Raw genomic sequence first — 20,219 nt, 5'->3', positions numbered from 1 at the left:
CCTGGTGGCTCCCTCGTGCCGGGGTGGTGCTCGAACCTGGGGATTTCGCGCAAAAACGGGGCAGTGACCACGCCGCTTCACGGAAGTCCCGTGACCGGATTGTGGACGAAGTCTTCCGCTGAGCGGACTGGCTCGCTAGCGTTCCCCCACGCACACGCCCCGTGGCAGCGCCGCCGCGGAGCGCGGCCGGTACGTGTGAACCGCGACCGGTGGCCTCTTCCGCGCGCTGCCGATGGGACCGGCGGCGCTGAGCCGGATACAGCCGCCACTCACCCGAGGAGGGGGCGTCGTGACCGCGGAGACCTCCCAGACGCTCGATCGAGGACTGCGTGTCCTCAAACTGCTCGCCGACACCGATCACGGGCTGACCGTGACGGAGTTGTCCAACAAACTCGGAGTCAACCGCACGGTCGTCTACCGCCTGCTCGCCACGCTCGAACAGCACGCGCTCGTACGCCGGGACATCGGCGGCCGTGCGCGCGTCGGGCTCGGGGTGCTGCGGCTCGGCCGCCAGGTGCACCCGCTCGTCCGCGAGGCGGCGATGCCCGCGCTACGCTCACTCGCCGAGGACATCGGTGCCACCGCGCACCTGACCCTCGTTGACGGAACGGAGGCGCTCGCCGTCGCGGTCGTCGAGCCGACCTGGACCGACTACCACGTCGCCTACCGTGCCGGGTTCCGCCACCCGCTGGACCGGGGCGCGGCGGGCCGGGCCATTCTCACCGCCCGCACCGGCATCACCGAACCGGGATACGCCCTGACCCACGGCGAGCTGGAGGCGGGCGCGAGCGGCGCCGCCGCTCCGCTGACGGGGGTGACGGGCATCGAGGGCAGCGTGGGAGTGGTGATGCTCGCGGACTCCGTACCGGAACGGGTGGGCCCCCGCGTCATGGAGGCGGCCCAGGAGGTCTCGGACGCACTGCGCTGATGCGCTGAGGCAAGGGCCTGAGGGCGGGGCCTGGGCGCAGGGGCCGGGTCCGACGCGGGCCAGGACCGTCAGCGGGTGCCGCCGGTGTGTCGCCGGTATCCGTGGGCGCGCTGCCGGGTGTCCCGTCTGCGACTCCGCTCTTTCCGCATGGCCACCGGCCCTCCGTACATCCGTACGCCCGTACGAGGCGTGAGCAGGGGCCTGCCCGGCGGACGTGCGCACGGCCTCGCGCGAGGCGTGCGGCACCGGCGCCCGTCAGGGCCGTGGCGTACGTCAATTAGGGTGGCTGACGTGTCTCCTCGCGCTCGTATCCTCGCGGTCTGCTCCGCGCTCGTCGTCGCCCTGCTCGCCGTCGCCGCGTTCGCCCCGCTGCCGTTCTCGGTCGCCTACCCCGGCAGGACCGTGGACGTCCTCGGCTCGGACAAGGGCGACCCGGTGATCTCCATCTCCGGCGCGGAGACCCGCAAGACCACCGGCCAGCTGCGGATGACGGCCATCGTCGCGACGGGTCCGCAGGCGGACGTGTACCTCAGCGACGTCATCGGAGGCTGGTTCGACAGCGGCCGCGCGGTGATGCCGCGCGACTCCGTCTACCCGGTCGGCGACACTCCCGAGGAAGTGGACAAGCACAACCTCAAGGACATGAAGAAGTCGCAGGACACCTCCGTGGACGCCGCGCTGAACTATCTGCACCGTTCGCCGCGCGGCATGGACATCAAGCTGGACCTCGGCGACATCGGCGGTCCCAGCGCCGGGCTGTTCCTGGCGCTCGGCGTCATCAACAAGCTGGACGGCGACGGACACGGCGGTGACCTCACCGGTGGCCGCAGCATCGGCGGTACGGGCACGATAGAGCGGGACGGCACGGTCGGCCCGGTGGGCGGCGTGGCGCTGAAGACGCAGGCAGCCAAGCGGGACGGCGCGACCGTCTTCCTGGTCCCCAAGTCGGAGTGCTCCGACGCGGAGGCCGAGCTGCCGAAGGGCATGCGGCTGATCCCGGTCAAGAAGCTGACGGACGCGGTGTCCTCGCTCCGGGCCCTCGCCGCGCACAAGCCGGTCCCGAGCTGCTGAGCGACCGGACAGCGATCCGCAGCCTTCTCGGGCGCTGACCTCGCGCGGCACGCCCGCCTACGGCGCCTTCCGCTCGCACGGCGCGCTGACGTACGAGCCGGGGGAGCCCGCGGTGCCGGCACCCCGGGCCCCGTCCCTCCCTCATCCCTTCTCGATGAATCCCTCGTCCACCAGCCAGTCGAGTGCGACCTGGTGGGGGTCCTCGCCGTCGACATCCACCTTGCCGTTGAGCCGCCGGGCCACGCTGTTCGTCAGCTTCTTGGTGATGGGGGCGAGGACGTCAGCGATCTCCGGGTGCTCTTTGAGGACCTTGCTGTTGATCTCCGGGGCGGCGTTGTAGTTGGGGAAGAAGTGCTTGTCGTCCTGCATCACCACCAGGTTCATGGCCTCGATGCGCCCGTCGGTGCTGTAGCCCTCGCCGTAGGTGCAGGCCGAGCCCTTCTTGACCTGGGTGTAGATGATTCCGGCGTCCATCTTCTTGACGTGCGAGGCGGGGATGTTCATCCCGTACGCCTTCCACATGCCCGGCAGTCCGTCGTTGCGGACCGCGAACTCGCTCTCCACGCACACCTCCACCTTGGAACCCTGCTTCCTCGACAGCGCGGCGACCTCGGAGAGGTTCTTCGTCCCGAGCTTCTTCGCGTTGGCCTGGTTCAGCGTGAGGGCGTAGGTGTTGTTCAGCTCGGCGGGCGGCAGCCAGCTGATGCCGTTCTCGCGGTCCGCGTCGCGCACCGCGCGCCACTGCTCCAGCGGGTCGGTGATCGGCTTCTCGTTGCCCTGGTAGGTGATCCACGCGGTGCCGGTGTACTCCCACATCGCGTCGGCGTCACCGGACTTGACCGCCTCGCGCGCGCCGATCGACCCCTGAATGTCCGTCCGGTCCAGCACCTTGGCCCCGGCCGCCTGGAAGGCGATGCCCATGATCTGGCCGAGGATGATCTGCTCGGTGAACTCCTTGGAGGTCACGGTCAGATTGGCGCCCTTCAGCGGTTCGCCCTGCCCTATCGTGCCCGGCTTCACGTCGTCGACCATCTGGCTGCCGCTGTGCAGCCCGCAGCCACTGAGCAGGGCCGGGGACAAGACGGCGCACGCGAGCGCGAGCCCCGTCGCCGTACGGGCCGTGCGGCCGCGCCGTGGTCCTACGGGTCGGCTGCCGGTGCGCCGTTTTCCGGTGTGCTCCGTCCTCATGCGTCCCCCTCAAGGCCGCGCGGCCTCAGCAGCAGTTCGACCACCGAGGCCAGCCAGTCCACGAGCAGCGCCAGTGCCACCGTCAGTACGGAGCCGAGCACCAGGACCGGCATGCGCTGGTTGGTGATGCCCGTCGCGATCAGGTCGCCGAGCCCGCCTCCGCCGCCGAAGTAGGCCAGGGTCGCCGTGCCGACGTTGAGCACCAGGGCGGTGCGTACGCCCGCGAGGATCAGCGGCACGGCGAGCGGCAGCTCCACCTTCCTGAGCACTCCGAGCGTGGACATCCCTATGCCGCGCGCCGCCTCGATCAGGGTCGGGTCGATGGCCTTCAGGCCCGCGATGGTGTTGGAGAGCACCGGCAGCGTGGCGTAGATGACCATGCCGAACAGGGCGGCCTTCATGCCGATGCCCATCCAGATGACCAGCAGCGCCAGCAGCCCGATCGCGGGCGTGGCCTGGCCGATGTTGGCCAGGGCCATCACGAACGGCACCGCCATGCGCAGCTTGCGGCGGGTGAGCAGGATGCCGAGCGGGATGGCGATGATCAGCACGAAGAACGTCGAGATGGCCGTGAGCTCGATGTGCTGCCGCAGCCGCAGCCACATGTTGCCGTCAGCGAGGGAGTTACGGGCGATCGAGTCCAGCTCCGCGCCGCGGAACCACAGCCAGGTCGCCAGCAGCCCCACCGCCAGGGTCAGGGGCAGGAAGGTCAGCTTCTGCCAGGTCAGTCTGGGCGGATTCAGCAGCGGGGGAGGGGCGAGGACCTCGGGCTCCTCCATCCGCACGTCGTCGCGGAAGGCGAGGCCGCGCACCTCGTGCTCGCCGGCCGGCCGGCCGCCAGCCGTGTGCTCGGGGCGTACGCGCTGGCTGCGGCCGCGCTCGACGCGGTCGGCGCTGCTGCCGCTGCGGCTCGCGAGCGGGGCGCCGCCTGCGCCGTTGTCGTGATCGTGGCCGCGCGGCTGGTCCTGGCCGTCGCCGCCGTCGCGCTCGGGGCTCATGCGCCGTCCCCCTCCTTCGGCAGCCTGCCCGGGGTGGCGCCCGGTGCGCCCTCCTGTTCCAGGTGCGTCTGATGGGCGCGGAGCTCCTGGAGCTGGTGCTGGCCTTCCAGCGCTTCGAGCCGGTCCTCCTCAAGGAGCTCGTGGACGGAGTTCATCAGCGTCTCCATGTCCACGACGCCGGTGTACTCCCCGCGCCGCCCGGTGACCGGCACCCGGCCCGCGTTGTCGGTGAGGACCGCCTCCAGCGCGTCCCGCAGCGTGGCGTCACGGGTGACCGTGTCGTGCACCAGCGTTCCGGCGCGGGCCAGCGACCCCTTGGCCCGGCTCAGGTCGCCGCGCCGCAGCCACTTGTACGGGCGCCGGTTCCGGTCGAGCAGCAGCACCTCGTTGGTGGAGCCCGAGCGCAGCAGGTCGAAGATCGACTGCAACGGGTCGTCGATGGCCGCTGTCGGGAAGTCGACGACCCCCACATCCCGCACCCGGGTGAGGTTGAGCCGCTTGAGGGCGGCGCCCGCGCCGACGAAGCCGGAGACGAAGTCGTCGGCGGGGTTGGTGAGGATGGCCTCGGGGGTGTCGAACTGCGCGATGTGCGAGCGGTCGCGGAGCACCGCGATCCGGTCGCCGAGCTTGATGGCCTCGTCGAAGTCGTGGGTGACGAACACGATGGTCTTGTGCAGCTCGTGCTGGAGCCGGATCAGCTCGTCCTGGAGGTGGTCGCGGGTGATCGGGTCGACCGCGCCGAAGGGCTCGTCCATGAGCAGGACGGGCGGGTCGGCGGCCAGCGCCCGGGCGACGCCGACCCGCTGCTGCTGGCCGCCGGAGAGCTGCCGGGGGTAGCGGCCGTGGAACTCGCGCGGGTCGAGCCCGACCAGGTCGAGCATCTCCTCGACCCGCGATTTGATGCGGCTCTTGGACCAGCCGACCATCTTCGGCACGAGCGCGATGTTCTGGGCGACGGTCATGTGGGGGAAGAGGCCGGAGGACTGGATCGCGTAGCCGACCTTGCGGCGCAGCTTGACCGGGTCGATTCCGGTGACGTCCTCGTCGTTGATGCGGATACGGCCGCCACTCGGCTCGATCAACCGGTTGATCATCTTCAGGGTGGTGGACTTGCCGCAGCCGGACGGGCCCACGAGGATCACGATCTCGCCCGCCTTGATGTCCATGCTCACGCTGTCCACGGCGGGCGCCGCAGTGCCGGGGTAGTGCTTGGTCAGGTTCTCCAGCTGGATGGTCGCCCCGGTGGTGGCGCCGGTGCCACCACCCGCCGGGGATTCCGGGGCGGCGGCCCCGCCCGAGGTGGTGCTGCCACTGTTCGCTGGCGCGGTGTCAGGCACGAATCCCCCTGGGGATGGTCAGGCGTCCGATGAGCACGTACGCGGCGTCGAAGAGCAGCGCGAGGATGACGATGCCGAGGGTCCCCGCGGTGACCTGGTTGATCGCGTTGGCGCTGCCGAGCGAGGAGATGCCCCGGAAGATCTCGTTGCCGAGACCGGGGCCCGAGGCGTAAGCGGCGATGGCGGCGATGCCCATCAGCATCTGGGTGGAGACCCGGATGCCGGTGAGGATGGGCGGCCAGGCGAGCGGCAGCTCGATCTTGATCAATCGGGTGAGCCGCGGCATGCCGATGCCCTTGGCGGCGTCCACCAGGTCCGGGTCGACGCCCCGCAGCCCGACGATGGCGTTGCGCACGATGGGCAGCAGCCCGTACAGCACCAGTGCGGTCACGGTCGGCGCCACGCCGAGGCCGGTGATGGGGATGAGGAGGCCGATCAAGGCGAGCGAGGGGACGGTGAGGATGGTCGAGGTGATGGTGATGGCGAGGTTTCCCGCCCACTCGACGCGGTAGGTCAGCACACCGACGAGGACACCGAGGGCGGTGGCCACGACCATGCACTGGAAGACGGCACTGGCGTGCTGATACGTGTCCATCAGCAGCTGTGAGTGCCGGTTGCCGAGGTACTCCCAGAAGCTCATGGCGTCTCTCCCCGGTCAGTCATCGGCGGCCTGCTTCACCAGCGGGATCATGCGCAGGGGAACGGGGTTCTCCATGACGATCGCCGTAGAGGCCCGCATGATCCCCTCGAAGCCCACCACCTTGTCGATCACCCGTTGAAGGTCGGCGTTGGAGCGGGCCACCAGGCGGCAGAGCATGTCGCCGTGGCCGGTGGTGGTGTGCAGCTCCAGCACTTCCGGCACGGACCGCAAGTGGTCGCGGATGTCCGCTCCCTGCCCCTGCTTTATCTCCAGCGTCGCGAAGGCCGTCACCGGATAGCCCAGCGCCGCCGGGTCCACCTGCGGGCCGAAGCTCCTGACCACTCCGTTGGTCTGCAGCCGGTCCAGCCGTGCCTGCGCCGTGCCGCGCGCCACGCCCAGCCGGCGGGACGCCTCAAGGACGCCGATCCGCGGTTCCTCGGCGAGCAGTTCGATCAATCGGCCGTCCAGTTCGTCAATCCCCATCGCGGCCCTCCGTGCCCAGGTGACGCTTCCGGCGTGTTATGCCCATGCGACCCGCTCACCTCCACAGTGGTCATCCTGCACAGATCGTCCGGACGTACCGACCAGAAGCTGTACAGATTGTCTAGCATATAAACATACTATTGCGCATCTTGTGGTTCAGAGGGAGTCTGCCGACATGACTGAGACCATCGATCACTCCCCCGGAACCGCCCGGCAGGCCGACCCCTTCCCGGTCAAGGGAATGGACGCGGTCGTCTTCGCCGTCGGCAACGCCAAGCAGGCCGCGCACTTCTACGCGACGGCGTTCGGCATGCAGCTCGTCGCCTACTCCGGACCGGAGAACGGCAGCCGCGAGACCGCCAGTTACGTCCTGACCTCGGGCGGCGCCCGATTCGTGCTGACCTCCGTCATCAAGCCCGCCACCGACTACGGGCGCTTCCTCGCCGACCATGTCGCCGAGCACGGCGACGGCGTCATCGACCTCGCCATCGAGGTGCCGGACGCGCGCGCCGCGTACACCTACGCCGTCGAGCACGGCGCCACCGGCCTCGAAGAGCCGCACGAGATCAAGGACGAGCACGGCACCGTCGTGCTGGCCGCCATAGCCACCTACGGCAAGACCCGGCACACCCTCGTCGACCGCTCCGGCTACGACGGTCCGTACCTGCCCGGTTTCGTCGCCGCCAATCCCCTCGTCGCGCCCCCGGCCAAGCGCACCTTCCAGGCCATCGACCACTGCGTCGGAAATGTCGAGCTTGGCAAGATGAACGAGTGGGTGGCCTTCTACAACAAGGTCATGGGCTTCACCAACATGAAGGAGTTCGTGGGCGACGACATCGCCACCGAGTACTCCGCGCTCATGTCGAAGGTCGTCGCCGACGGCACTCTGAAGGTCAAGTTCCCGATCAACGAGCCCGCGATCGCGAAGAAGAAGTCGCAGATCGACGAGTACCTGGAGTTCTACGGCGGCGCCGGCGTCCAGCACATAGCGCTCGCCACCAACGACATCGTCTCGACGGTGCGGACCATGCGCGCCGCCGGTGTCCAGTTCCTCGACACCCCCGACTCGTACTACGACACCCTCGGTGACTGGGCGGGCGAGACCCGGGTGCCGGTCGAGACCCTGCGCGAGCTGAAGATCCTCGTCGACCGCGACGAGGACGGATACCTGCTCCAGATCTTCACCAAGCCCGTCCAGGACCGGCCGACCGTCTTCTTCGAGATGATCGAGCGGCACGGCTCCATGGGCTTCGGCAAGGGCAACTTCAAGGCGCTCTTCGAAGCCATCGAGCGCGAGCAGGAGCGGCGCGGAAACCTCTGAGCCCACCGGCCGCCGTCCCCCGGGGGACGGCGGCGGACGGGCCGTGGCGCACACGGGGAGTCACGAGAAGACCCGCCGCGGCGCACACGACAAGACGCACGAAAAGACTCCAAGCCCCGTGGAGAGAATCCACGGGGCCCGGAGTTATCTTCCCGAGGCAGAGGCCTCGGGGGCAGACAGCGCTGGCGGCTCAGCGCTGTCAGGAGTCAGCGGCACCCAGGAGGCCGACCGGCAGGCTCGGGGCCTCGGAGTTGTCGACCTGGGCGGCCTGGTCCTCGATGCTGTTGCACTGGTTCGTACGGGCCTCATCCAGCGCCTCGACGATGACGATGACGTCGATGTCCTGGATCGTCGGGCAAAGGTCGTCGATGATCTGGATGTTCTGGGAGTACGCACCCTGGCGCTCATCATCGTCGGCGGCCGCCGGGCTGACGGCGATGCCGGTAGCGGCGAGGCTGAGCATGGAGCCGGCGAGCACCTTCTTGGCGTTCATGAAGTGACCTTCCTTAGTATGCGTTGGGCACGAGGCGCCGTGGAGGCGCCAGCACAGTCACTAACTGCGGCGCTCGGCAGGAGTTGTCGGCGAGGTGGCTCATTCACCCCATAGCGCCGTTTCTGCCCGCCAACTGGGTGTGGCAGCGTGACCTTCCGGCCGGTGAGACGTAGCCGCCCCATGAGAGAGGGCGCTTCGCAGGCCACTGCCGCCGACCGGCACGAACGTTTCCGCACCTGGGTCTCCCGCGCCGCCCCGGAGCGCGGCAGGCCGCCATGAGCGGCCACCTTCCACAGGCGGGGGACCGGTGCGAGGCTGGGTACATGAACGATCTCGTGGCGCGACTGCGCGCCGGACTCCCGCCGGCCGCGGTGCTCACCGACCCCGACATCACCGGCTCCTACGCCCACGACATGGCGAGCTTCTGCGTGGCGGGCACCCCCGCCGTCGTCGTCCTGCCCCGGACGGTCGAGGAGGTCCAGCACGTCATGCGCACCGCGAGCGAGTTGCGCGTCCCCGTCGTGCCGCAGGGCGCCCGCACGGGCCTTTCGGGCGCCGCCAACGCGTCGGACGGCTGCGTCATACTGTCCCTCGCCAAGATGGACCGGGTGCTGGAGATCAACCCTGTCGACCGGATCGCGGTCGTCGAGCCCGGCGTGGTCAACGCGGTTCTCTCGCGGGCCGTGGCCGAACACGGCCTGTACTACCCGCCGGACCCGTCCAGTTGGGAGCAGTGCACCATCGGCGGCAACATCGGCACCGCCTCCGGCGGCCTGTGCTGCGTCAAGTACGGGGTGACCGCCGAATACGTCCTCGGCCTCGACGTCGTCCTCGCCGACGGCCGCCTGCTCACCACCGGCCGGCGCACCGCCAAGGGAGTCGCGGGCTACGACCTCACCCGGCTCTTCGTCGGCTCCGAGGGCAGTCTCGGCATCGTCGTACGCGCCATACTCTCGCTGCGCCCCGCGCCGCCCGAGCAGTTGGCACTGGCCGCCGAGTTCCCGTCCATCGCCGCCGCCTGTGACGCCGTCTGCGCGCTGATGGAGCGCGGTCACGCCCCGTCGCTGCTGGAACTCATGGACCGCACCTGCGTCCGTGCCGTGAACGCGATGACCCACATGGGCCTGCCCGAGACCACCGAGGCACTGCTGCTCGCGGCCTTCGACACCCCCGACCCCGCCGCCGATCTCGCGGCGGCCGCAGAAGTGTGCACCGCCGCCGGAGCCACCCAGGTCGTCCCCGCGGACGACGCCGCCGAGTCCGAACTCCTCCTCCAGGCGCGGCGGCAGACCCTGCCCGCCCTGGAAGCCCTCACGTCGTCCACCATGATCGACGACGTCTGCGTGCCGAGGTCCAAGCTCGCCGCGATGATCGAGGGCACCGCCACCATCGCCGAGAAGCACGGGCTGACCATCGGGGTCTGCGCCCACGCCGGGGACGGCAACACGCACCCCGTCGTCTGCTTCGACGCCAACGACCCCGACGAGTCACGCCACGCCCGCGAGTCCTTCGACGAGATCATGGCCCTCGGCCTGGAGTTGGGCGGCACGATCACCGGCGAACACGGCGTCGGCGTCCTGAAAAAGGAGTGGTTGGCCCGCGAAATCGGCCCGGTCGGCCTTGAGTTGCAGCGCGGGATCAAGGGCGTCTTCGATCCGCTGGGCATCCTCAACCCCGGAAAGCTCTTCTGATCGGCGGTCGTTGCGCCGAAGCGGCGCGACGGGGCGCGGTGCGACGCGGCTCCTCGCCGGAACGGCGCCGGAATGGTTCCGGGACGGTGCCGGGGCACGCGGGCCGTCGGGCGGTTAGGCCAAACGAGCATAAGTTGCGAGATCTGTCGTGTTGTGCGTCTTTATCAGTCGGCCGGGATGTTTATGTGGGCTCGTTCCCCTTTCGCCTCGACGAGGAGCCTGAAAAATGCGCATCCGTCAGATCCTGGCTGTAACCGCCACCAGCTTTGCGCTGATCGCCGGCGCTGGTGCCATGACCACCGCGTCCGCAGACATCGACCACGGCGACCACGCCAACTCGATCTCGACCTCGTACGTCGACGACGTCTACACGAAGGTCGTAGCGCCCACCAAGATCGTCGCCCCCAGCTTCATCGACGACGGTGTGAACACCAAGGTTCACAACAAGTCCCACGCCACCACGAACTCGAAGGTTCACAACAAGTCGCTCGCCAAGGACAACGTCTACGTCGACCGCGGAATCCCGGGTAGCCTGTGAGCCGCGTTTGATCTGAAGCCCAGCACCCACCTCGGGTGAGTGCTGGGCTTCCGCCCGTTCCGGCCCACCGGCGAGCGGGCGGGAACCTGCGAGCGTACGGCGGAAGCCCGAGACCGAGCGGCGGCCGCCGTACCACCACGGGCCGCAAGAGACCGGCCCCACAAGGGAGTCACCGCCCACAGCGGGCGCCCGCCGCGCCTGGCCGCACCGACGCGGACCGTGTCACCGCGCCCCGCGGCGGCACCCCGCGGCCGGCCACGCGCCGTCACACCCCGTGGCCCTCCGGCGACTCGTCAGAAGGCCACGGGTCGCGCAGCCACAGATCATCACGGGGGGTCGGGGCCAGCAGCTCGTTCAGCGCTTCGTCGAGCGCGAGCCGGTCCCCCTCACACCCCGGCGCCACCACCCGCAGGGTGCGCTCCAGCCACGCCGAAACGATCGGGGCCGACGCCTCAAGCAGGGCTTCACCATCCGGCGAACTCAACGCCATGCAGACGACGCTGCGGCCGTCCACCTTCGTCGGCCAGACCCGCACATCCCCATGCCCGCACGGCCGGAACACCCCCTCGACCAGCAACTCACGCGCGAAGGTCCAGTTGACCGGGGAGTGCGACCCGGTGTGGAAGGTGATGTGGACGGCGTACGGCTCGTCCGTACGGTAGACCAGTCTGGCCGGGACGGGGATGCTGCGCTCAGGCGACAGCACCAGGTTCAGCTCCAGTTCTCGTTCCACCACGGTGTGCATGCGGTGCGCCCTCTCTGCTCTGCTTCTCGCTGGTTCTGTTCGCTCACCACGGGCCGCGCACGGCGGGTCCGCACGGGTTAGAGCGCGCTACCCCATGCACCATTACGCGACTTCACACAATCAGTCGGAATTTCTTCTGAACCCCGGCGCGTGAGGGTGGTGCGTGGGTATGCGGCGCACGACCTTGATGGCTGTCTGGTAGACCTAGGGGCCGCGTTCCGGGTCGCGCTGGTACCGCGAGGCCGCGGAGCTGCTATACACCGCGCCGCGCGAGTGCGGCAGACTGCGGTACGCCACTCACCGCACACACAGCCCGGCCGGACCCGGCCGGGCGGATACGGGACATCGGAGACCATGAGCGCGCCTTCCTCAGGGTCCGGCGACAGCAGCCCCACGCAGGGCTTCTACCCCGACCCCTCCATCCCCGGCTATATCCGGTACTGGAACGGTGCCGCCTGGGTGCCCGGCACCAGTCGGCCCGCCCCGGACGACGGGGAGGCCATGCCCACGCCCCCGCCCGGCGTGTACCCGGCCCCGCAGCTCGCGCAGCGCGGGGATCCCGCCTCCGTCTCCACCCAGATCGCGGGGGTGGTCCCGGAGGACACGGGGCCGATGTTCTTCGACGAGCAGCCGCAGCCGGGCGAGTCCGGCGGGCTGCCGGAGCTGCGGCCGCGCGGCGAGGTGGGCGTACGGCCGGGGTCACCGGGCGCCGTTCAGTCAGGACCGGAAACCGGCGCTGAGGCACCGCCTCCCGGCGGCGTCGACTGGGACGACCCGAGGCGGCTGCACGGCGGCCACCCCGACGCGGGTTCCGGTTGGCACGCCGACGCGGGCCGGCAGGCCGGTTTCGGTGGCGACGGTGACCAGCGCGTCTCCTGGGGCCAGGAAGACGCCCCGGCCGGACAGCCCGCGACGGCCGAGGCATGGGGCGACGCCCCCGCCGACCCCCGCGTCGCGCCCCCTTCGGGGACCGCGGGCGACCCGGCAGCGGCGGGTCCCGCGCCCGCCGCCGACGGCGCGGCCCCGGCCCGTGAACTCGACCGGGGCCCCGAGCCCCGCGCCGCGCTCCCCGTGGGCGACGGCCCCGCCGTACCCCGGCAAGGCGGTGCGGCCGACGCGAGCGGACCGGCTCCGGCAGCCGGCTCCCCGGCTGGTGCCGCTGGTCCCGGCGGCGGCGTCGGCAGCGCTCCGGGTGGCCGCGACGGCACGATGACGATCCGGGCCATCCAGCGCACCGGTGGCCGCGACGGAGGCCAGGCCGCGACGGCCGCCCCGCGCACCGGGCAGAGCGCGCCCGCGTCCGGCGCGGGTTCCGCGGGTGGGTCCGCTCCCGTGCCCGCTCCGGCCACCGGGGGACAGCGGGACGGCACATTGACGATTCGTGCGGTCGTGCGCGGCGCCACTGCCGACAGCACCGCGCACGCCGCCCAGGCCGCCTCCTCCGCGCCGCCCGTCGTACCGGCCCAGCCCGTACCGGCACAGCCCGCGCCGCCTGCCGCTCAGGCCGCCGCACCGGCCCGGCCCGCGCCCGCGGTCCCCGCCGAAGGCGCGCATCCGCAGCCGGTGCCGGGGACCCAGATCCCCGCGCAGGGCGTTCCCGTACGGGCACCGGCCGGGCTTCCCGCGCAGGCCCCGCCCGGATCGCCCGCGCCCGCACCGGCGGGCGCGCCGGGCCCCGGCGCGGGCCAGCCGGACTGGGCGCAGCGCGTCCACGACCTCGCGCAGCCCGCGGCGCCGGGCGCGGGACCGGGCACTCCCGGGAACGCGGCACCCGGCGCCGACGACGTCATCCCGTGGAAGCCGCCGGCCGACAATCCGTTCCTGCTGTCGGCCCGGACCGAGGGCAGGCCCGCCCCGCTCGGCCGCCGCCTCGGCGCGCGGCTGATCGACACGCTGGTCTCCGGTGCGCTGTTCGGCGCCGGGGCCTTCCCGCTGTGGTCGAAGGCCAGTGACCACATCGACGAGAAGGTGGAGAACGCGAAGCAGAGCGGTGAGACCGTCACCGTCTATCTGCTCGACGGCACCACGGGCACCTGCCTCGCGCTCGCGCTCGTCCTCCTGCTCGTGCTCGGAGTGGTCTACGAGGCGCTGCCCACCGCCAAGTGGGGCCGCACTTTGGGCAAGCGGCTGTGCGGGGTGCGGGTGCTCGGCATCGAGGACCACGACACCCCGACGTTCTCCGCCGCGCTGCGCCGCTGGCTGGTGTACGGGCTGCTGGGCGTGCTGGTCGTCGGGCTGGTGAATGTGCTGTGGTGCCTCGTCGACCGGCCGTGGCGGCAGTGCTGGCACGACAAGGCGGCGCGTACGTTCGTCGCGACGAACAGCGGCTGACCCCGGGCGCCCGCGCTCGCGGCGGCGGCCCGGCCGGTCCGGGGGACTCCCCGGCCGGTGACGGCTCAAGCGGGCGGGCGCCCGCCGTCGGCGCCCGTACGGGCCAGTCCGGTCGCCCGAACGGCGCTCGCCGGATGCGGGTAGCGGACCGGCGGGTTCGACTCGGGCCATGAGCAGTGACCAGCCTCCGCCCGGCTCCGGCGAACCGCCGGAGGACGACCCGTTCCGGAAGAAGCCGCAGGAGCCGCCGCACGAGGCGTCCTCACCCCCGCCGTACGGGAACGGCGGCGCGGGTGATCCGTACGGCAGCGGCGGCACGGGCGAGCCCTACGGCGGGGCGGGCGCCGGGCCCCACAGCGCGGGGCCGGGCGGGCCCTACGCCGCGGGACCGGGCGATCCGTACGGTTCGGGACCCGGCGTCCCGTACGGCGGCGGCCCGGGCGGCGAACCCGGTGGTGGTCCCGGTGGTGGTCCCGGCGGCGGTGCTCCCGGCGGTGGCGGCCCCTACAACGGTTCGCCCGGCGGCGGGCCCTCGTACGGCAGCCCCTACGGCGACCAGTACGGCGCCGCCGACCCGCTGGCCGGGATGCCGCCGCTCGGCGGGCTCGGCAGCCGACTGATCGCCAGGATCATCGACGGGCTGATCGTCGCGGTCCCCGTCACCGTGATCATGGTGGTGGCCATGGGGGGCTACGACCCGACCGACGCCGACGACACCGGTAAGTCGAGCGCCCTCCAGATCGTCTACGCGCTGGTGTACTTCATCTACGAAGGGCTCATGCTCACCAGCCGGGGCCAGACGGTCGGCAAGAAGCTGATGAAGCTGCGCGTCGCGATGCTCGACAATGGCTCAAATCCGGTGGGTCAGCCCGGTTGGTTCCGTGCCGGGACCTACGCGCTGCCACAGATCATCCCCTGCTGCGGGTTCGTCTTCTGGTTGCTCAACGTCCTGTGGTGCACGGGGGACAGGCCGTACCGGCAGTGCCTGCACGACAAGGCGGCCAAAACCGTCGTGGTCTCCGCGGAGTAACGACCCGGCGTGACCTTCCGGCCCGAACTGGGCTGCCGGAGCGCGCGCTGATGTAATCAGGGCATGAGCCCCAACCAGCCGCCGCCCCAGTACGGGCAGCCGAACCACCCGTACTCCGCACAGCAGCCCGCCGGAATCCCGGAGGGCATGGCCCCGCTGGCCACTCCCGGCCAGCGCCTTCTGGCCCGGCTGCTCGACACCCTGCTGCTGGGCGTGATCTGGACGCTGGCTCTCACCGCGACGGGAGCGCTCCAGCAGGCCATGGACCATCCCGGCGAGCAGCCGGACCCGGGCCCGACGCTGCTCGCCTCAGTGATCGCCTTCCCCCTCTACTTCCTCTACGAGGGGGCGATGCTCGCGTACAAGGGGCAGACGCTCGGCAAGATGGCCGCGCGCATCCGGGTCGCGATGCTCGCCGACGGCGACCTGCCGCGCGCGAAGGGCTGGATCAGGGCCGCGGTGTACGCGCTGCCCGGCGCCATCCCGACGCTCGGCATGCTGTTCTGGCTGCTGAACTCGCTGTGGCAGCTGTGGGACAAGCCCTTCCACCAGAGTCTGCACGACAAGGTGGCGAAGACGGTCGTCGTCGAGGCCCGCTGACCCGCTCGGCTCCGTCTGCCTCCGCGTCTGCCTCCGTGTAGGCCCGCGCTCGTCTCCGTACGCCGATGGCCGCGCACCCGCCGTGTGCGCGGCCATCGGCGTACGCCATGCCGGGGGACCAGGGGGTTCAGGGGGCAAGAGGTGCCCTGAGACACCGGAACCGGCCCGGGTCTCCGGGCCGGAACGGGGTCGGCTGACGCGCCGCACGGGCGCGCGGCCGGGTGTCAGCTGCGCAGGGAGTGCTCGCTCGGGCGGGGCTCGGAACGTGGCACCGGCACCCGCGTGAGGAGGGAGGGCGCCGACGTCGGCTGATGCGCTCGCACCAGGTGGGAGATGCGGCTTTCGCGGGGCGGGGCCACCGTTGCCGCGACGAGGAGGCCGAGGACGAGCCCGGCCACGGAGACGACCGCTACCGCGGTCGCTGAGGTCGCTTCGGACAGCAGGAGCATGGCGAGGGTCGATAAGACGACGGTGGCCGAACCGTATATGAGCTGTGCTGGAGTCGGACGCGGCATGGCGGTATCCGTCCTCAATGGCGACGATTTGGGGGAGTAAGTCACACACGTGCGTACCGGCAAAATGACTCTACGGTGCTGAATGCCCTGGAGGAACTTCAAGTAAGCGTGACCTAACGCACGGTGCCGCGGCACGGGGGGCGCACGGATTCATTCGGCCATCCAACAGGCGAGACAGACGCGCCCGTTGGCGTCCGATATCCGGAACTAGAAAACCGAAAAACGTACTGGCTTGCCGTGTTCGAGTCAAGGTCTGTCTTTTCAGCATTAACTCCGGTCAAATAGCGACACTCATTTGACTGGGGAGGCAGTACTCAGGTGAAAACTCAACGGAGGGCACTCAGATCCGTCGCCGTGGCGACAGTGATCGGAGCGCTCGGAGCAGCCGCATTGACGGTCGGGGCGGCACAGGCCGACGACCGTAGCAGCGCCGCCAACGGTGCGACAGGGGCGGCGAGTCACGACCCGGCGGCGCCGGAGAAGAACGTCGACCACGACCTGGCGGGCCCGTTCAGCGAGCAGCGGGAGGCGCAGCGCGAGGACGCGCTGCGCCAGCTCATTTCCGGGGACGTGAAGGCCGAGCGGCGCGGCGCTTCGAACGTGGTCAAGCTCGACAAGGGCAAGTACGTCGAGCTGGGCCGGGAGAAGACCGACAAGATCTTCACGATCCTCGTCGAGTTCGGCGACACGGTCGACGACACGACCATGTTCGACCCCGATGGCCCCGACGGCCCCAAGCCCCCAGTCAAGAAGTACGGCGGCGAGCCCGGCCCGGCGCACAACGAGATAGTCAAGCCGGACCGTGCGAAGGACAACAGCACGGCCTGGCAGGCGGACTTCAACCGGAAGCACTTCGAGGACCTCTACTTCTCGAAGGCCAAGGGCAAGGAGTCCCTCAAGAAGTACTACGAGAAGCAGTCCTCGGGCCGCTACTCCGTGGACGGCGCGGTCTCCGACTGGGTGAAGGTCCAGTCGAACGAGGCCCGTTACGGCTCCAACTACTGCGGCGACACCAACTGCGCCAACGCCTGGGACCTGATCCGCGACGGGGTCAACCAGTGGGCGAAGGACCAGAAGGCCGCGGGGCGCACCGACGCCCAGATCAAGGCGGACCTGTCGAAGTACGACGTGTGGGACCGCTACGACAACGACGAAGACGGCAACTTCAACGAGCCCGACGGCTACATCGATCACTTCCAGATCGTGCACGCCGGTGAGGACGAGTCGGCCGGTGGCGGCGCGCAGGGCACGAACGCGCTGTGGGCGCACCGCTGGTACGCGTACGGCAGCGACGCGGGCAAGACCGGTCCCGACGGCAACAAGGCGGGCGGCGCCCAGGTCGCCGGGACCGGCATCTGGGTCGGCGACTACACGATGCAGCCGGAGAACGGCGGTCTCGGCGTCTTCGCCCACGAGTACGGCCACGACCTGGGCCTGCCGGACGAGTACGACACCACCGGTGGCGGCGAATCCTCGGTCGCCTTCTGGTCGTTGATGTCCACCGGCTCCTGGCTCGGCACCGGCAAGAACTCCATCGGTGACCTGCCCGGCGACATGAACGCCTGGGACAAGCTCCAGCTCGGCTGGCTCAACTACGGCAAGGCCAAGGCCGCGAAGAAGTCCACGCACAAGCTGGGCGTGGCCGAGTACAACACGAAGAACAAGCAGGCGCTCATGGTCGAGCTGCCCGCCAAGAAGAGCACCACGACGATCGTGAAGCCCGCCGCGGGCACCAAGCAGTGGTGGAGCGGCATGGGCAACGACCTGAAGAACACCCTCTCCCGCCCGGTCGACCTGACCGGCAAGTCCAAGGCGTCGCTGGACCTCCAGGGCTGGTGGGACATCGAGGAGAACTACGACTACCTCTACGCCGAGGTCTCCACGGACGGCGGCGCCAACTGGACGCCGGTGGACGGCACCGCCGACGGGAAGCAGATCCCGCGCGACGGCGGCGACAAGCCCGCGCTGCACGGCAAGTCCGAGACGTACAAGCAGCTCTCGTACTCCCTGGACGCCTACGCGGGCAAGAAGATCGACCTCCGCTTCCGCTACCAGACCGACGGCGGTGCCGCGCAGAACGGCTTCGCCGCCGACTCCCTCGCGGTCAGCGCCGACGGCAAGCCGCTCTTCGAGGACGGCGCCGAGGGCGACGACAACGGGTGGACGAGCAAGGGCTTCTCGCGCATCGGCGAGTCCTTCACCAAGAGCTACCCGCAGTACTACATCGCCGAGAACCGGCAGTACGTGTCGTACGACAAGACCCTCAAGGTCGGCCCGTACAACTTCGGTTGGGCGTCCACGAAGCCGGACTGGGTCGAGCACTTCCCGTACCAGAACGGTCTGCTGGTGTGGCTGTGGGACACCTCGCAGCCGGACAACAACGTGAGCGTGCACCCGGGCTCCGGGCAGATCCTGCCGGTCGACGCGCACGCCAAACCGGAGAAGTGGTCGGACGGCAGCATCATGCGCAACCGCTTCCAGGCGTACGACTCGCCGTTCAGCACCTTCCGCTCCGACGGCTACACCGTCCACAAGGACGGCAAGGCGACGAAGGTGAAGTCGAAGAAGGGTGTCTCGCTCTTCGACGACAAGAAGGGCACCTACTGGTACGACACGAACCCGACCGGTGGCGTTAAGGTTCCTGACACCAACACCCAGATCAAGATCCTTAAGGAGGCCAAGGACGGGTCCACCGTGACCGTCCGGGTCGGCCCCTCGAAGAAGTAAAGACATCACCGCAGGTCACAGCGTTGTCGGCCGTCGCCCCCTAGCGGGCGGCGGCCGTTCGCGTTTAGATGCCCCTGCAAGGTTCTTATTGACGCGACGTCTCACGGGGGCGATGAACGGCATGGCCGGTGGCGGATACACCAAGCTTCCAGGCGGCAAAGTGGTCGTGGCGGTCTCACTGCCGAGCCCACTCGGCAGCACCACGGCGACCGGCGGTTACGGCACGCTCGGCAACGGGGCGGGCACGGCGGGCGGCGGCAGCCCGGGTGCCCCTGGCGGCGGCACGGCGACGGCCCGGACAGCAAGCGCGTTCCCTCGTACGGGAGCGCTCAGCGGCTCCGGCGCCATGGGCCCGCGCATCCGCATCCTGGTCCTCGCGGCCAACCGGCAGCGGGCGCTTACCCGACTGCGGAACCTCGGGCTCCGCGCCGTCTACCTGCGCGGAAACACCGAACCGCCGACACCGGACGAGATCACCGCGGTCCTGCACCACCCCGACGGCCTGGTCTGGCGCGCCGCACCCGACGACGACACCGAGTCCTGGCACCCGATCCGGGCCCTCCTGAGATCCACCGTCCGCTCACCCGCGACCCCGTCCTGAAGCCACCGGAGCGGCCGGAGCGGTCGGCCGCTCCGGCCGGACGGCGCGGCCCGGCGTGGGAAAACCAGCCCGTCGGGGCGCCGCTCCGGCCCATCCCGCGACCCCGGGCCGTCCGGCGAAGACAGCCTGTCCGGCGTTTGAGGACAGCGGGTCAGCCGGAGCGGGCCGCCCGGCAGAACTGGCCCGCCCAGCAAAAAACAGCCCGTCCGGCGTTTGAGGACATCGCGACGACCCGCCCGCGACCAGCGGCTGAGCCCAAGCCCCCCGCCCCTACCCCGCCCCCAGCAACGGCTTGCCACTCAGATGCACGGAAGCCTCCCGCATCTCCTTGAGCGCCCGCTCCGTCGTGTGCTCAGAGACCCCCGCCGTCAGATCGAGCAGCACATGCACGGCGAATCCCTCGCGAACCGCGTCCAGCGCCGTGGACCGCACGCAGTGGTCGGTGGCGATGCCCACCACATCGACCTCGGTCACGTCGCGCTGCCGCAGCCAGTCGGCGAGCGGCGTGCCGTTCTCGTCGGTGCCCTCGAAGCCGCTGTACGCGGGGGAGTGGGCACCCTTGTCGAAGACCGCGTCGATCGACCCCGCGCCGATGACCGGCGCGAAGTTCGGATGGAAGCTGCTGCCCTCGGTGCCCGCCACACAGTGCACCGGCCAGTTGTGCTCGTAGTCGGGCTGGTCGGAGAAGTGATCGCCGGGGGCTATGTGGTAATCGCGGGTGGCGACGATGTGGCGGTACCCCGGATTCGCCTGCCCGATCAGATCGGTGATGGCGGCGGCCACATCGGAGCCGCCCTGGACAGCGAGGCTGCCGCCCTCACAGAAGTCGTTCTGCACGTCAACAACGATCAGTGCCCGGTGCATGGCGCGTGCCTTCCGGCTGGGGACGAGGAGGGATCGGTGCGCACCCCGACCCGATGTAACCGAGGGTAGACACTGCGAGGTCATTGCGGGAGTGGGCATACGCCCCAGGTGCCGACCC

Annotated in this window: 19 protein-coding genes; 10 read left to right on the top strand and 9 right to left on the bottom strand. The window is 70.2% G+C overall.

Translation table 11 applies throughout. The features are described 5' to 3' along the window. The first annotated feature begins 289 nt into the window (after window positions 1–289). The gene (locus tag AC5P1B_RS04020) at window positions 290–928 is read left to right on the top strand and encodes an IclR family transcriptional regulator (RefSeq protein WP_493884760.1); all 639 of its coding nucleotides are present in this window, start codon (window positions 290–292) and stop codon (window positions 926–928) included. 291 nt (window positions 929–1,219) lie between these two features. Further along, window positions 1,220–1,999 (top strand): S16 family serine protease, encoded by a 780-nt coding sequence (locus AC5P1B_RS04015; RefSeq protein ID WP_493884759.1) that lies wholly within the window; start codon window positions 1,220–1,222, stop codon window positions 1,997–1,999. Window positions 2,000–2,140: 141 nt separating this feature from the next. Here AC5P1B_RS04015 and AC5P1B_RS04010 read toward each other — a convergent pair whose 3' ends face one another. From AC5P1B_RS04010 to AC5P1B_RS03990, 5 genes are all read right to left on the bottom strand, one after another. Next, window positions 2,141–3,187, bottom strand: coding sequence for a glycine betaine ABC transporter substrate-binding protein (locus AC5P1B_RS04010; protein ID WP_493884758.1), 1,047 nt, complete (start codon window positions 3,185–3,187; stop codon window positions 2,141–2,143). Continuing rightward, window positions 3,184–4,185, bottom strand: coding sequence for an ABC transporter permease (locus tag AC5P1B_RS04005; RefSeq protein WP_493884757.1), 1,002 nt, complete (start codon window positions 4,183–4,185; stop codon window positions 3,184–3,186). Before AC5P1B_RS04005 ends, AC5P1B_RS04010 begins: the two co-directional genes overlap by 4 nt. Then, a complete protein-coding gene (locus AC5P1B_RS04000) occupies window positions 4,182–5,417 on the bottom strand; it encodes a betaine/proline/choline family ABC transporter ATP-binding protein (RefSeq protein ID WP_493884855.1) in 1,236 nt (411 codons plus the stop codon). The genes AC5P1B_RS04005 and AC5P1B_RS04000 overlap by 4 nt, the downstream gene beginning before the upstream one ends. A 97-nt stretch (window positions 5,418–5,514) precedes the next feature. Beyond that, window positions 5,515–6,162 (bottom strand): ABC transporter permease, encoded by a 648-nt coding sequence (locus AC5P1B_RS03995; protein WP_493884756.1) that lies wholly within the window; start codon window positions 6,160–6,162, stop codon window positions 5,515–5,517. Between the two features lie 15 nt (window positions 6,163–6,177). Then, window positions 6,178–6,645 (bottom strand): Lrp/AsnC family transcriptional regulator, encoded by a 468-nt coding sequence (locus tag AC5P1B_RS03990; protein WP_493884755.1) that lies wholly within the window; start codon window positions 6,643–6,645, stop codon window positions 6,178–6,180. A gap of 175 nt (window positions 6,646–6,820) precedes the next feature. On the opposite strand from AC5P1B_RS03990, the gene hppD reads away from it, so the two are divergent. Further along, on the top strand, window positions 6,821–7,966 hold the full coding sequence (gene hppD / locus AC5P1B_RS03985; RefSeq protein WP_493884754.1) for a 4-hydroxyphenylpyruvate dioxygenase: 1,146 nt from the start codon (window positions 6,821–6,823) through the stop codon (window positions 7,964–7,966). Between the two features lie 199 nt (window positions 7,967–8,165). Here hppD and AC5P1B_RS03980 read toward each other — a convergent pair whose 3' ends face one another. Continuing rightward, the gene (locus AC5P1B_RS03980) at window positions 8,166–8,459 is read right to left on the bottom strand and encodes a hypothetical protein (protein WP_493884753.1); all 294 of its coding nucleotides are present in this window, start codon (window positions 8,457–8,459) and stop codon (window positions 8,166–8,168) included. 323 nt (window positions 8,460–8,782) lie between these two features. Between AC5P1B_RS03980 and AC5P1B_RS03975 the strand changes: the two genes are divergently transcribed. Further along, complete coding sequence (locus AC5P1B_RS03975) at window positions 8,783–10,150, top strand: FAD-binding oxidoreductase (RefSeq protein WP_493884752.1); 1,368 nt, start codon at window positions 8,783–8,785, stop codon at window positions 10,148–10,150. Window positions 10,151–10,376: 226 nt separating this feature from the next. Beyond that, the gene (locus AC5P1B_RS03970; RefSeq protein WP_493884751.1) at window positions 10,377–10,688 is read left to right on the top strand and encodes a hypothetical protein; all 312 of its coding nucleotides are present in this window, start codon (window positions 10,377–10,379) and stop codon (window positions 10,686–10,688) included. Window positions 10,689–10,953: 265 nt separating this feature from the next. On the opposite strand, the gene AC5P1B_RS03965 is transcribed toward AC5P1B_RS03970, so the two are convergent. Beyond that, entirely contained in the window at window positions 10,954–11,433 is a 480-nt protein-coding gene (locus AC5P1B_RS03965) for an SsgA family sporulation/cell division regulator (RefSeq protein ID WP_493884750.1), read from the bottom strand. 354 nt (window positions 11,434–11,787) lie between these two features. Here AC5P1B_RS03965 and AC5P1B_RS03960 point away from each other — a divergent pair, with 354 nt between their 5' ends. The 3 genes from AC5P1B_RS03960 (at window position 11,788) to AC5P1B_RS03950 (ending at window position 15,394) form a co-directional block, all read left to right on the top strand. Continuing rightward, entirely contained in the window at window positions 11,788–13,764 is a 1,977-nt protein-coding gene (locus tag AC5P1B_RS03960) for an RDD family protein (protein WP_493884749.1), read from the top strand. A 169-nt stretch (window positions 13,765–13,933) separates the two neighbouring features. Further along, window positions 13,934–14,794 carry an RDD family protein gene (locus AC5P1B_RS03955; RefSeq protein WP_493884748.1) on the top strand — a complete coding sequence of 287 codons (861 nt, stop codon included), beginning with the start codon at window positions 13,934–13,936 and terminating at the stop codon, window positions 14,792–14,794. A gap of 63 nt (window positions 14,795–14,857) precedes the next feature. Further along, on the top strand, window positions 14,858–15,394 hold the full coding sequence (locus tag AC5P1B_RS03950; protein ID WP_493884747.1) for an RDD family protein: 537 nt from the start codon (window positions 14,858–14,860) through the stop codon (window positions 15,392–15,394). A gap of 224 nt (window positions 15,395–15,618) precedes the next feature. On the opposite strand, the gene AC5P1B_RS03945 is transcribed toward AC5P1B_RS03950, so the two are convergent. After that, complete coding sequence (locus AC5P1B_RS03945) at window positions 15,619–15,909, bottom strand: hypothetical protein (RefSeq protein WP_493884746.1); 291 nt, start codon at window positions 15,907–15,909, stop codon at window positions 15,619–15,621. Window positions 15,910–16,227: 318 nt separating this feature from the next. On the opposite strand from AC5P1B_RS03945, the gene AC5P1B_RS03940 reads away from it, so the two are divergent. Together AC5P1B_RS03940 and AC5P1B_RS03935 are read left to right on the top strand one after the other, a co-directional pair. Continuing rightward, window positions 16,228–18,636, top strand: a complete 2,409-nt coding sequence (locus tag AC5P1B_RS03940) for an immune inhibitor A domain-containing protein (RefSeq protein ID WP_493884745.1) — start codon at window positions 16,228–16,230, stop codon at window positions 18,634–18,636. A gap of 346 nt (window positions 18,637–18,982) precedes the next feature. Continuing rightward, window positions 18,983–19,237, top strand: coding sequence for a hypothetical protein (locus tag AC5P1B_RS03935; RefSeq protein WP_493884854.1), 255 nt, complete (start codon window positions 18,983–18,985; stop codon window positions 19,235–19,237). A gap of 270 nt (window positions 19,238–19,507) precedes the next feature. Here the strand turns inward: AC5P1B_RS03935 and AC5P1B_RS03930 are convergent, their stop codons facing one another. Next, window positions 19,508–20,101, bottom strand: coding sequence for a nicotinamidase (locus AC5P1B_RS03930; RefSeq protein WP_493884744.1), 594 nt, complete (start codon window positions 20,099–20,101; stop codon window positions 19,508–19,510). Window positions 20,102–20,219 lie beyond the last annotated feature (118 nt).

It is taken from the genome of Streptomyces sp. A01 (genome assembly GCF_059026195.1).
The sequence above is the reverse complement of the archived record's forward strand: the minus strand, read 5'-3'. Positions and strand labels throughout refer to the sequence as shown.